The 11,791-nt window shown below is 74.6% G+C and carries 11 protein-coding genes; 3 read left to right on the top strand and 8 right to left on the bottom strand.

The window, feature by feature from the left end; translation table 11 throughout:
• Positions 1–5: 5 nt before the first annotated feature.
• The 8 genes from ACZ4K2_RS14035 to ACZ4K2_RS14000 are packed head-to-tail and all read right to left on the bottom strand — an operon-like array spanning position 6 to position 7,297.
• Positions 6–2,000 (bottom strand): NADH-quinone oxidoreductase subunit 5 family protein, encoded by a 1,995-nt coding sequence (locus ACZ4K2_RS14035; RefSeq protein ID WP_467476870.1) that lies wholly within the window; start codon positions 1,998–2,000, stop codon positions 6–8.
• Complete coding sequence (gene nuoK, locus ACZ4K2_RS14030; protein ID WP_467476869.1) at positions 1,997–2,374, bottom strand: NADH-quinone oxidoreductase subunit NuoK; 378 nt, start codon at positions 2,372–2,374, stop codon at positions 1,997–1,999. Before nuoK ends, ACZ4K2_RS14035 begins: the two co-directional genes overlap by 4 nt.
• Positions 2,374–3,069 (bottom strand): NADH-quinone oxidoreductase subunit J family protein, encoded by a 696-nt coding sequence (locus ACZ4K2_RS14025; protein WP_467476868.1) that lies wholly within the window; start codon positions 3,067–3,069, stop codon positions 2,374–2,376. The genes nuoK and ACZ4K2_RS14025 overlap by 1 nt, the downstream gene beginning before the upstream one ends.
• A complete protein-coding gene (locus ACZ4K2_RS14020) occupies positions 3,066–3,617 on the bottom strand; it encodes a NuoI/complex I 23 kDa subunit family protein (RefSeq protein ID WP_467476865.1) in 552 nt (183 codons plus the stop codon). Before ACZ4K2_RS14020 ends, ACZ4K2_RS14025 begins: the two co-directional genes overlap by 4 nt.
• On the bottom strand, positions 3,617–4,585 hold the full coding sequence (locus ACZ4K2_RS14015) for a complex I subunit 1/NuoH family protein (RefSeq protein WP_467476862.1): 969 nt from the start codon (positions 4,583–4,585) through the stop codon (positions 3,617–3,619). Before ACZ4K2_RS14015 ends, ACZ4K2_RS14020 begins: the two co-directional genes overlap by 1 nt.
• Entirely contained in the window at positions 4,582–6,276 is a 1,695-nt protein-coding gene (locus tag ACZ4K2_RS14010) for an NADH-quinone oxidoreductase subunit C (RefSeq protein ID WP_467476859.1), read from the bottom strand. Before ACZ4K2_RS14010 ends, ACZ4K2_RS14015 begins: the two co-directional genes overlap by 4 nt.
• On the bottom strand, positions 6,273–6,887 hold the full coding sequence (locus ACZ4K2_RS14005) for an NADH-quinone oxidoreductase subunit B (protein WP_467476857.1): 615 nt from the start codon (positions 6,885–6,887) through the stop codon (positions 6,273–6,275). Before ACZ4K2_RS14005 ends, ACZ4K2_RS14010 begins: the two co-directional genes overlap by 4 nt.
• On the bottom strand, positions 6,878–7,297 hold the full coding sequence (locus ACZ4K2_RS14000) for an NADH-quinone oxidoreductase subunit A (RefSeq protein ID WP_467476855.1): 420 nt from the start codon (positions 7,295–7,297) through the stop codon (positions 6,878–6,880). The genes ACZ4K2_RS14005 and ACZ4K2_RS14000 overlap by 10 nt, the downstream gene beginning before the upstream one ends.
• 221 nt (positions 7,298–7,518) lie before the next feature.
• On the opposite strand from ACZ4K2_RS14000, the gene ACZ4K2_RS13995 reads away from it, so the two are divergent.
• The 3 genes from ACZ4K2_RS13995 to ACZ4K2_RS13985 all read left to right on the top strand — a co-directional run bounded on the left by ACZ4K2_RS13995 (position 7,519) and on the right by ACZ4K2_RS13985 (position 11,489).
• Positions 7,519–8,727, top strand: coding sequence for a sensor histidine kinase (locus tag ACZ4K2_RS13995; protein ID WP_467476853.1), 1,209 nt, complete (start codon positions 7,519–7,521; stop codon positions 8,725–8,727).
• A 359-nt stretch (positions 8,728–9,086) separates the two neighbouring features.
• Positions 9,087–10,430, top strand: a complete 1,344-nt coding sequence (locus ACZ4K2_RS13990) for a sensor histidine kinase (protein WP_467476851.1) — start codon at positions 9,087–9,089, stop codon at positions 10,428–10,430.
• 399 nt (positions 10,431–10,829) lie between these two features.
• Entirely contained in the window at positions 10,830–11,489 is a 660-nt protein-coding gene (locus ACZ4K2_RS13985; RefSeq protein ID WP_467477020.1) for a LuxR C-terminal-related transcriptional regulator, read from the top strand.
• Positions 11,490–11,791: the final 302 nt, after the last annotated feature.

Genomic DNA, 11,791 nt, shown 5'->3' with positions numbered 1-11,791 from the left:
CCTGCTCACGCTCCCGTGGCGACGAGGAGGACGGCGACCGCCAGGACGACGGTGCCGGCGAGCAGCGCGCTCACATAGGTCTGCACGTTGCCGGTCTGCGCGCGCCGTACGGCGGTGCCGAGCAGCCGGGGCGCGGCGGCGGCGGCGCGCACGTAGGTGTCGACGACCTCGCGGTCGAGGAACCGGACGAGACGGGCTCCGGCCTGGACCGGGCGGACGAGCAGCGCCGTGTAGACGGCGTCCAGGTGGAAGCCTGCGGCCGCGTGGCGGTGCAGCGGGCCGAGCAGCAGCCGTCCGGGGTCCGCCGGGTCGGGGGCGTGGGCGATGTCTCCGTAGGCGGGCCGGTGGGTGGCGATGGCCTCGGCCTCGACCAGACCGGCGTCGGCCTCGGGGTGGGCGGCGACGGCGCCCAGCGGGGTGCGGGCGGCGAGCGCGGCGGTGCGCTGCCAGGCGCCGTAGGCGAGCAGTCCGCCGACCACGGCGAGGCCCGTGCCGAGGATGGAGGTGAGCGGGGTGGGGGCCAGGTCGCGGCCGTCGAACCAGCCGGGCAGCGAGCGGTAGGCGAGCCCGCCGAAGGCGAGGGACGGGACGGCCAGGACCCAGAGCACCACGTTCATGGTCAGCGGCTGGCGGCCGTGGTCGGGTGCCTCGGCGCCCCGGCCGCGGAAGGCCAGCAGCCACAGCCGGGCCGCGTACGCGGCGGTCAGCAGGGCGGTGACCAGGCCGGCGACGAGGACGATCCAGCCGGCGGCGCCGGGGACGTGCGCGGTGTGGCCGCCGGAGGCGTGTTCGGCGGCGCCGAGGACGGACTCCTTGGAGAAGAACCCGCTGAACGGCGGGACGGCGGCGAGCGCGAGGAGCGCCACGGTCATCGTCCAGTAGGCGTCCGGGACGCGGTCGCGCAGGCCGTGCATGCGCGACATGGCGGCCAGCGAGTTGGTCCCGGCGGCGTGGATGACCACGCCGGCCGCGAGGAACAGCAGCGCCTTGAAGGCGCCGTGGGACAGGAGGTGGAAGACGGCGGCCCCGCGGTCGCCGACGGCGAGGGCGCCGGTCATGTAGCCGAGCTGGCCGATCGTCGAGTAGGCGAGGACGCGTTTGATGTCGTCCTGGGCGAGCGCGGCGAGTCCGGAGCCGGCCATGGTCACGGCGGCCATGACGGCGAGGACCACCATCGCGGCCCGGGACGCCTCGAAGACCGGGAGGAGGCGGGCGACGAAGTAGACACCGGCGGCGACCATCGTCGCGGCGTGGATCAGTGCCGAGACGGGCGTCGGGCCCGCCATCGCGTCCGGGAGCCAGGTGTGCAGCGGGAACTGCGCCGACTTGCCCGCGACGCCCGCGAGGAGCAGCAGCGCGATCGGCGTGGGGTGGTCGAGGCCGCCGCCGGCGACGGCGCCGAGGACGCGGGTGATGCGGAACGATCCGGCGTCGGTGGCGAGCGCGAACAGGCCGATCAGGAACGGCACGTCGCCGAGCTTGGTGACCAGGAACGCCTTCAGGGAGGCGGCGCGGGCCTCGGGCGTCTCCCAGTAGTGGCCGACCAGGAAGTACGAGCAGATGCCCATGACCTCCCAGCCGACCAGCAGCACGATCAGGTCGCCGGAGTAGACGACGAGGAGCATCGCGGAGGTGAACAGGGAGACGAGCGCCGCGTACGACGGGTAGCGCGGGTCGTCGCGCAGGTAGCCGGTCGAGTAGATCTGCACGCAGGTCGCGACGAACGCGACCAGGACGGCGACGAGGGCGGCGAAGCCGTCGATGCGCAGGGCCAGCTCGATGGGGACGGACCCGGTGGGCGTCAGCTCGGTGTGGGAGTCGACGGCCGCGCCGCCGCCCTGGCGCGCGGCGACCAGCGCGGCCAGCACCAGGGAGGCCAGCGGCGGCAGCACGGCGAGCGGGCGGACGAAGCCGGGGGCGGTGCGGCCCAGCAGCAGCCCGGCCGCCGCGCCGAGGAACGGCAGGAGGGGGACGAGTACGGCGAGGGTGGTCGTGGTCACGCGGAGGCCTCAGCCTTCTCGGCCGCGGAGGTGCCGGGGCCCTCGGGACCGGCGGGGCCCTCGGCGGTGTCGCGGAGCTTGTCGATGTCGGAGGTGCCGCGGTTGCGGTGCACGGCGAGCACGATCGCCAGGCCGATGCCGATCTCGGCGGCGGCGATGGCGATGGTGAACAGCGTCAGGGCCTGGCCGGAGTGCAGGGTCTCCTTCGCGGCCCGGCTGAGCCAGACGTCGAAGGCGACCAGGTTGAGGTTGACGGCGTTGAGCATCAGCTCGACCGACATGAGGACCAGGATCGCGTTCCGGCGGGCGAGGACGCCGTACAGGCCGGTGCAGAACAGGAGGGCGGACAGGACGGCGGGGTAGGCGAGGTGCATCAGCGGGCGCCTTCCTTCCCGGTGGCCGCGGGGGCGGTGTCGGCGGGGGCGTCCGCCGGGGCCCGGGTCGCGGTGGGGTCCGCGGGGGCGTTGGCCGGGTGCCGCGTCGCGGTGGGGTCCGCGGGGCCGGTGTCCGTGCCCGCGGCGGCCTTGCGGGACAGGACGATCGCGCCGACCAGTGCCGCGAGGAGCAGCACGGACAGCGCCTCGAAGGGCAGCACCCAGTGCCGGAACAGGCTGGTACCGGTGACCCGCGTGCTGCCCGCGGCCGGGCCTGTCAGGTCGATCCAGGTGGTGCGGAAGGCGTCCACGACCACCCACACCAGGGCGGCGGCCGCGGCGACCGCGACGGCGAGGGCCGCCCAGCGGTTGCCGGAGTCGGCGTCCGGGGAGCGGCCGATGGGCGCCCTGGTCAGCATCAGGCCGAACAGCAGGAGGACGACGACGGAGCCGACGTAGATCAGCACCTGTACCCAGGCGATGAACTCGGCGGTCAGCAGCAGGTACTCCACGGCGAGACCGCCGAGGGCCACCACGAGCCAGAGGGCGGCGTGCACGAGCTGCCGGGTGGTGACCGTCACGAGGGCGGCGCCGAGGGTGACCAGGCCGACGAGGAGGAAGGCGATCTCCACCCCGGTCGGGGACAGGAAGCCGTGCCGGGCCCCGGCGAGGCTCAGGGTTGCGGCGAGGGTCACGACCCGCCCTCCTGCGGTTCGGCCTGGGCGGCGGCCAGCTTCTCGGCGGTCTTGCGGGCCGCAGCGATCTCCTTGGGCTCCTCGGCGGCGGGGTCGAGGGCGGGCGGGGCCGGCACGGTCCACATCCACTCGCGGAGCTTGTCCCGCTCGTGGGTGAGTTCGCGGATGTCGGTCTCGGCGTACTCGAACTCGGGCGACCAGAACAGCGCGTCGAAGGGGCAGACCTCGATGCAGATACCGCAGTACATGCAGAGGGAGAAGTCGATCGCGAACCGGTCGAGGACGTTGCGGCTGCGCTCCCGGCCGCCGGGAGCGGCGGGCGGGACGGTCTCCTTGTGGGAGTCGATGTAGATGCACCAGTCGGGGCACTCGCGGGCGCAGAGCATGCACACCGTGCAGTTCTCCTCGAACAGCCCGATGACGCCGCGGGTGCGGGGCGGCAGCTCGGGCAGGGCGTCCGGGTACTGCTCGGTGACGGTCTTCCGCGTCATCGTGCGCAGGGTGACGGCGAGGCCCTTGGCGAGCCCGGAGCCGGGGATGGGGGCCACTAGGAGATCACCACCTTGACGATGCCGGTGAGGGCGATCTGGGCGAGGGAGAGGGGGACGAGCAGGGTCCAGGACAGCTTCTGCAACTGGTCCTCGCGCAGCCGCGGGTAGGTCACGCGGAGCCAGATGATCAGGAAGGCGAGGACCGCGGTCTTCAGCAGGGTCCAGACCCAGCCGAGGCCGTCGGCGCCCCACGGGCCGTGCCAGCCGCCAAGGAAGAGGACGGTGGTCAGGCCGCACAGGACGACGATGCCGGCGTACTCGGCGAGCAGGAACAGGGCGAACCGCAGGCCGGTGTACTCGGTGTAGGCGCCGAAGATGATCTCGGAGTCGGCGACCGGCATGTCGAACGGCGGGCGTTGCAGCTCGGCGAGCCCGGCGACGAAGAAGACGACCGCGCCGACGACCTGCCACGGCACCCACCACCAGTGGAAGGCGTCCAGGATGCCGGGCAGCGAGACCGTGCCGGCCGCCATGGCGACCGAGGCCGCCGCCAGCAGCATGGGGAGTTCGTAGGCGAGCAGCTGCGCGGCCGTGCGCAGGCCGCCCAGCAGGGAGAACTTGTTGGCGCTGGCCCAGCCGGCCATCAGCGAGCCGAGTACACCGACGCCCATCACCGCGAGCACGAAGAACACGCCCGCGTCGAGGACCTGGCCGACGGCGCCCTCGCCCGGGCCGATCGGGACGGCGAGCAGGACGAGGAGGTACGGCAGCAGGGCCACGGCGGGGGCGAGCTGGAAGACGCGGCGGTCGGCGCCCGCCGGCACCACGTCCTCCTTCTGCGCGAACTTCACGCCGTCGGCGATGAGCTGCGCCCAGCCGTGGAAGCCGCCCGCGTACATCGGGCCGAGGCGGCCCTGCATGTGGGCCATCACCTTGTGCTCGGTCTGGCCGACGATCAGCGGGAAGGTGAGGAAGACGACGAAGACGGCCAGGAGTCGCAGGGCGACGTCGAGTGCGTCGTTCACCGCGGGCCTCCTGTGGAGTCGGGATCTTCGGGGGTGTCGGGCGGGGCGGGGGCGCCGGTGGCCCCGTCTCCCTCGGGGCGGGGCTCGGGGGCGCGCACCTGGCCGGGGCCGGGTGACGGTTCAGGGCCGGGTGCCTGCCCGGAGCGGGGTTCGGGTGACCGGCCGGGGTCCGGTTCGGGTGACTGGCCGGGGTCCGGTTCGGGTGACCGGCCGGCCTCCGGTTCGGGTGACGGTTCCGGCTCGGACGTCGAGTCGGGCGCCGGCCGCTCCTGCGCGGCCCGCTCCGGCTCGGGTGCCTCACGCGGCTCCGGGTCAGTTGCCCGGTCGGGGTCAGTTGCCCGGTCCGGGTCGGGCGTCCGGTGCGACTCGGGCGCCGATTCCGGCTCGGGCGCCGGTCCCGGCTCGTGCGTCCGTTGCGGCTCGTCGAAGGCCGGGCGGGCGTGGTGCCACGGCGCGTCCGAGCTGCGCGGGGCCGTGCTCCGGCGGCCGGGCGGGCGGGCGGGGCCTTCCGGCTCCCCCGACGCCCCCGGCGCCCCCGCCTCATCCGGTCCCGGCTCCGGGGACGCCTCCGCGGCAGCCGGGGCCGGTTCGGCGGGCCCGGTGGCCCCGGGCCGCTGGGAGGCCGAGCCTTCCGAGGCGCTGCGGGCGCGGCGGGGCCGGGCGGGCGAGGGTGCCGGGCCGGGCTCGTGGGCCACCGATGCCTCGGCGGCCGGTCCCTCCGCCGGTCCTGCCGCCGCGGCCCGGGTGGCGTCGCCCTCGGCCGCGTCCTGCTTGCGCGTCGCCGCGTCCACGTCCGCCTCCCGTGCGGCCGGGCCCGCCGCAGGGCCCGCCGCCGTGTCCGTGTCCGGTACCGACGCCTGGCTCACCGAGCCCTCGCTCGCACTGCGCGTCCGGCGGGGCCGGACGGGCGCACCGGCACCGGTACCGGCACCAGCACCGGCACCCGGCTGGGCGTCCGGTGTTCCGGCCGCCTCCGGGGCGGCGGCCGGCGCCGCCTGGCCGGCCGAGCCCTCCGCGGCCGAACGCGTGCGCCGTACCGGGCGGTCGCCGGCCGCTCGCGCGGGACGGTCGCCCGCGGCGCGTCCCGCCGCCGCCCGGGCCGGGCGGGCCGGGGCCGGGGGGAGCTGGCCCCTGAGGGGGCCCCACTCGTTCGGGTCGGGGACGCCGGGAGGCAGCATCTGCCGGCGCTTCGGGCCGCCGTGCTCGGACTCCCCCGGCTCCTTCGCGCCGGGCCACGCCTTGGCGACGCGGGCGGCGAGGACGAAGTCCTTGCGCAGCGGGTGGCCCTCGAAGTTCTCCGGGAGCAGCAGGTGGTCCAGCCCGGGGTGGCCCTCGAAGGCGACGCCGAACATCTCGTGGGTCTCGCGCTCGTGCCAGGCGGCGCCCGCGTAGACACCGACCGCGGAGGGCAGGGCGGGGGCCTCGTGCGGCACCGTCGTGCGCACGAGGAGGCGGCGGACCGGGTGCAGCGCGACCACGTGGGCCGCGATCCGGAAGCCGGTGCCGGGCTCGTCGACCGCGCTCAGCCAGTCGAAGTAGGTGCAGGACAGCGTCGTACGGGCCGTCTCCAGGGCGGTGAGCCAGGCGGACGGCGGCACGTCCACGGTCAGGAGGTCGTACGACTCCTCGGCCGTGGCGTCCGGGCCGAAGAGTTCCTCGGCGGGCGCGGGCAGCCAGCCGGCCGTGTTCATCGGGCGTCCCCCTCGGACGGTCCGGCGGCGGGCGCCGGGGCCGGGGGCCGCACCAGGCCGCTCTGCAGGGCGGCGGCCGACGGCCGGGCGGAGGTGGCGTACCGCTCCCCCAGCGACTCCCGGGCGATCTTCTCCTGGAGCTTGAGGATGCCCTGGAGCAGCGCCTCGGGACGGGGCGGGCAGCCGGGGACGTACACGTCCACCGGGATGATCTGGTCGACGCCCTTGGTGACGGAGTACGAGTCCCAGTAGGGGCCGCCGCAGTTGGAGCAGGCGCCGAAGGAGATGACGTACTTCGGCTCGGGCATCTGCTCGTACAGGCGCTTGACGGCCGGGGCCATCTTGTCCGTGACCGTGCCCGACACCACCATCAGGTCGGCCTGGCGGGGGCCGGGCGCGAACGGGATGACGCCGAGCCGGATGAAGTCGTGGCGGGCCATCGACGCGGCGATGAACTCGATCGCGCAGCAGGCGAGGCCGAAGTTGAACACCCACAGCGAGTAGCGGCGGCCCCAGTTCAGGACCACCTTCATCGGCTCGGGAGCGAGCCGCGCCAGGGCGCCGAGCCGCTTGGGCTCCGGCAGGTAAACGGGATCCGGGGTCACGTCCATGCCAGGACGCCCTTCTTGTATGCGTACAGCAGGCCCACGGTGAGGAAGCCGAGGAAGATGAACATCTCCACGAGGGTCGTCGCGCCGTAGCCGGGGGCGGCGAAGACCGTCGCCCAGGGGAACAGGAAGATCGAGTCGACCGCGAAGATCACGTAGAGGAAGGCGTAGACGTAGTAGCGGACCTGGGTGTGGGCCCAGCCCTCGCCGACGGGGTCGACGCCGCACTCGTAGGTCAGGAGTTTCTCCGGTGTGGGCACGACCGGGCGCAGCAGGCGTCCGGCGCCGAAGGCGACCGCGACGAACAGCACGCCGATGAGGGCGAGCAGTCCGACCACCGAGTAGGACCGGAAATATCCGGCCGCGACGACGTGCGCCGCGGCGACCGTCGAGTCCCCCAACGTCTCTCGCACCGTCCGCCCTCGCTCCCTGACCTCTTGACCCGAGTGAACTCTGTGATGCACCGCGATTCGAGGATCTGTACGCACCGGAGTCTAGGCCCTGATAAAGAGCCGGTAAGCAGCCCGTCACACCGTGGGACGGGCCGGACCGGCGTGGGTGGGGTTTTCCCCCGGCGGCGGAGGGCGGCGTACCGCATGGCGTCGGGGGTGCCGCGCACGGCAGGCTGATCAGCATGACCGCTCCCAGCCCCACCGCCGACCGGACCGGCGGCTCAGACGCACGCGACGGACGCGACGGCACCGGCCGGCCGCCTCCGCCCCGTCCGGCCTTCGACGCGCACACCTGGAAGGAGATCGCGCATCTCCTGCTGAACATGCCGGTGGCGGTGTTCGGGTTCGTCTACGCGATCACCTCGCTGGCCCTCGGCGGCGCGCTGACCGTCACCGTCGTCGGGCTCCCGCTGCTCGCCCTCAGCCTGCTGGGCGCCCGGCAGCTCGGGAAGCTGGAGCGGGGCCGGGCCCGGAGGCTGCTCGGGGTGCGGGTGGAGGAGCCGACACCGCTGCCGCTCGCCAGGAGCGGGGGGCCGGTGCAGCGCCTGATGATGGCGGTGAAGGACCCGGTGGGCTGGCGCACCCTGCTGTACGACGCGATCCGGCTGCCCTGGGGCATCCTGACCTTCTGCACCGTGCTGGTGTCGCTGTTCGTGCTGTGGCCGGTGCTGCCGTACCTGGCGCGGGGCCTGGCGAACGTGGACCGGGCGATGGTGCGGGCGCTGCTGTCGCCCTCGGACGAGCTGGAGCGCCGTATCGCCGAGCTGGAGTCCGACCGCGGGATCGTGGTCGACACGGCCGCCGCCGACCTGCGCCGGATCGAGCGCGACCTGCACGACGGGGCGCAGGCGAGGCTGGTCAACCTGGCGATGGGGCTCGGTCTGGCCAAGGAGAAGCTGCTGGAGGACCCCGACACGGCGGCGGCCATGGTGGCGGAGGCGCACGGCGAGGTGAAGCTGGCCCTCCAGGAGCTGCGCGACCTCGCCCGGGGCATCCACCCGGCCGTGCTCACCGACCGCGGCCTGGACGCGGCCCTCTCCTCGGTCGCCTCCCGCTGCACGGTGCCGGTGACGGTGACGGTGGACCTGCCGGCCCGCCCGGCGGCCGCCATCGAGGGCATCGCCTACTTCACCGTCTCGGAGCTGCTCCAGAACGTCAGCAAGCACAGCGCGGCCCGTACCGCCTCGGTGGAGGTGTGGCGCACGGACGACCGGCTGATGCTCCAGGTACGGGACGACGGGCGGGGCGGTGCCCGGCTGGACAAGGGCAGCGGCATACGGGGGCTGGCGGACCGGCTGGGGGCGGTGGACGGCCTGTTCGTGGTCGACTCCCCGGACGGCGGCCCCACGGTGGTCACCGCGGAGCTGCCGTGGCGGAACCGCGAGGGGTGACCGCCGGCGCCACGGCTTCCCACGCCGCGGCCCGCCCCCGCCACCTCCGACGCCTCGGCTCCACGCACGCGCGTGGGACCGAGGCGTCACGCACACGCGCGTGGGGCCGGAATTGGCACGGGCACGCGCGTGCGGGCCGAATGGGCACGGGCACGGGCACGCGCGCGCGTGGGGCGCCGGCACTCCGGTGGACCGCCGGGGGGCCGGGGTGGGGAAAACCCCCCGTTCGAGACGCCGACGACCTCCATGGTCCGCGGACCCGGCGCGGAGGACTCTGGAGGTACGGCTGAGGCGCCCCTCCCACGGCGGGGACGGCAGCGGCGACGACGCACACGGCGACGAGGACAGGACGGCATCCGATGGCCATGGAGTACGGAGACGGGTACGGGCGAGGGCAGGGGCACGCGGCCGGGACCGGCCACCGGCTGCCCGCCGTCCTGCGGGCGCCGTTCGAGGGACGCTCCTGGCGGCGGTTCGGCTACGTGCTGCTGAGCCTGCCGATCTCCGTGCTGCTGTTCAGCTGGACGGTGTCGATGGTCGCCCTCGGCGCGGGCCTGCTGGTGACCTTCCTCGGCATCCCGGTGCTGGCGGTGGCGCTGGCCGGCTGCCGGGGGTTCGGCGCGCTGGAGCGGGGGCGGGCGCGCAGGCTGCTCGGTGTGCGGGTGGCCGACCCGGAGCCGCTGCGGCCGCGCAAGCCGGGCGCGGCGGCCTGGATGGGCGCGCTGCTCAAGAACGGCTCCTCCTGGCGGCACGCGGTATACGCGCTGGCGCACTTCCCGTGGGCGGTGTTCACCTTCTCGGTGGTGGTGACCTTCTGGACGGCCGGCTGGGGGCTGCTGACGTATCCGCTGTGGCAGTGGGTGTTCCCGGCGTACGTCGGGAACGGCGGGATCCAGCTGTACGGGGACGGCCACCACAACTTCTACCTCGACAACCCCTTCGAGATCACGGTCACCGCGCTGGTCGGGCTGGTCCTCACGCTGCTCACGCCGTGGCTCGTACGGGGCCTGACCAGCGTGGACGGTCTGATGGTCCGCGGGCTGCTCGGCCCGTCGCCGCTGTCGGCGCGGGTGGAGGAGCTGGAGACGGACCGGGGGGCCGTGGTCGACACGGCCGCCGCCGACCTGCGCCGCATCGAGCGCGACCTGCACGACGGCGCGCAGGCCCGGCTGGTCAGCCTGGCGATGGACCTGGGGCTGGCGAAGGAGAAGCTGCGGGAGGACCCCGACACGGCGGCGCGGATGGTGGCGGAGGCGCACGGCGAGGTGAAGACGGCCCTCCAGGAGCTGCGCGACCTCGCCCGCGGCATCCACCCGGCCGTGCTCACCGACCGCGGCCTGGACGCGGCCCTGTCCGCGATCGCCTCCCGCTGCACGGTGCCGGTGACGGTCTCGGTGGACCTGCCGGGCCGCCCGGCGCCCGCCATCGAGGGCATCGCCTACTTCACCGTCTCCGAGCTGCTCCAGAACATCAGCAAGCACAGCCGGGCCCGGACCGCCTCGGTGGACGTCTGGCGCGTGGAGGACCGGCTGATGGTGCAGGTGACCGACGACGGCGTGGGCGGTGCGGACGTCACCCACGGCTCCGGTCTCGCCGGTCTGGCGGCGCGCCTGGACGCGGTGGACGGCGTCCTCGTGGTGCGCTCCCCGGCCGGCGGCCCCACCCGGGTGATCGCGGAGCTGCCCTGGCGCACGGGCGCCTGACGCCGCCACCGGCCCGCCGCCCGGTGCCCCCGCCCGGCCGCCCGCACGGCGGCCGGGTCGGTCCCGGCGCCGACCGCCGTACGAGGCCCGTCCGCACCGCCGTACGGGCCGTGCGGGCCGTGCCGCAGTGGGGGTGACCCGCCGCGCGCCCCTCACCGCTCCCCGTACGGGATCGCGGCCGGCGCCCCTGACCGCCCCCCTACTTTCCCCCGGTGGGGCGGCGGGCCGGGCCGATTCCTGGAATGCTGATCTCCGTAGGACGTCACGGACGGGCACACGTCACGGACGACGGGGACGCCGCGGACCGCACGTCCCGCACGCGCGACACCGCTCGCGCGTGCGTGACGGACGGGGCCGCGGCATCGGGCTGTGGGGGACCGGAAGATCGTGGAGGACAGGGTGCGGGTGGTCATCGCCGAGGATTCAGTGCTGCTCAGGGAGGGCCTGACCCGGCTGCTGACCGACCGCGGACACGACGTCGTGGCCGGAGTCGGCGACGCGGACGCGCTGCTGAAGACGATCGACGACCTGGACGGCCGGGGCGAGCTGCCCGACGTGGTCGTGGCGGACGTACGGATGCCCCCGACCCACACCGACGAGGGCGTCCGGGCGGCCGTCACCCTGCGCCGGGTGCATCCCCGGCTCGGTGTGCTGGTGCTCTCGCAGTACGTGGAGGAGCGCTACGCCACCGAGCTGCTGGCCGGTTCCAGCCGGGGCGTCGGCTACCTGCTCAAGGACCGGGTGGCGGACGTGCGGGAGTTCGTCGACGCGGTGGTGCGGGTCGCCGACGGCGGTACGGCGCTGGACCCCGAGGTGGTCGCCCAGCTGCTCGGCCGCAGCCGCAAGCAGGACGTGCTGACGGCGCTCACGCCCCGGGAGCGCGAGGTCCTCGGGCTGATGGCGGAGGGCCGGACGAACTCGGCGATCGCCCGGCAGCTCGTGGTCAGCGACGGCGCCGTGGAGAAGCACGTCAGCAACATCTTCCTGAAGCTCGGCCTGACGCCGAGCGACGGGGACCACCGGCGGGTTCTGGCCGTTCTCACCTACCTGAACTCCTAGCGGCGGCCGTGTCGGCGTCGCACCGGCTCCGGCCGGCCGAGGGGAGCGGGGTACCCGGGGAGAAGCCCGGCCGGCCCCCGTAGGGGTTGACCGGGGGACCCGGACGGCAGCCGGAGGAGAGAACCTGTGAACGCGCGGGGAGCGTCTCGAGGGGCGGTCCGGCGATGCGGGACATGATGTGAAGTCAGCGCGACAGGCCGTCTCGAAAATCGTCCGATGAACGGACGGACTCGGGAAGGCGACCCTAACCGACGTAGGGTTGATCCTGGGATGGTCCGCGGGACGACCAAACCCCGGACAGC

Source organism: Streptomyces sp. NPDC025833 (assembly GCF_055558055.1).
The sequence above is the reverse complement of the archived record's forward strand: the minus strand, read 5'-3'. Positions and strand labels throughout refer to the sequence as shown.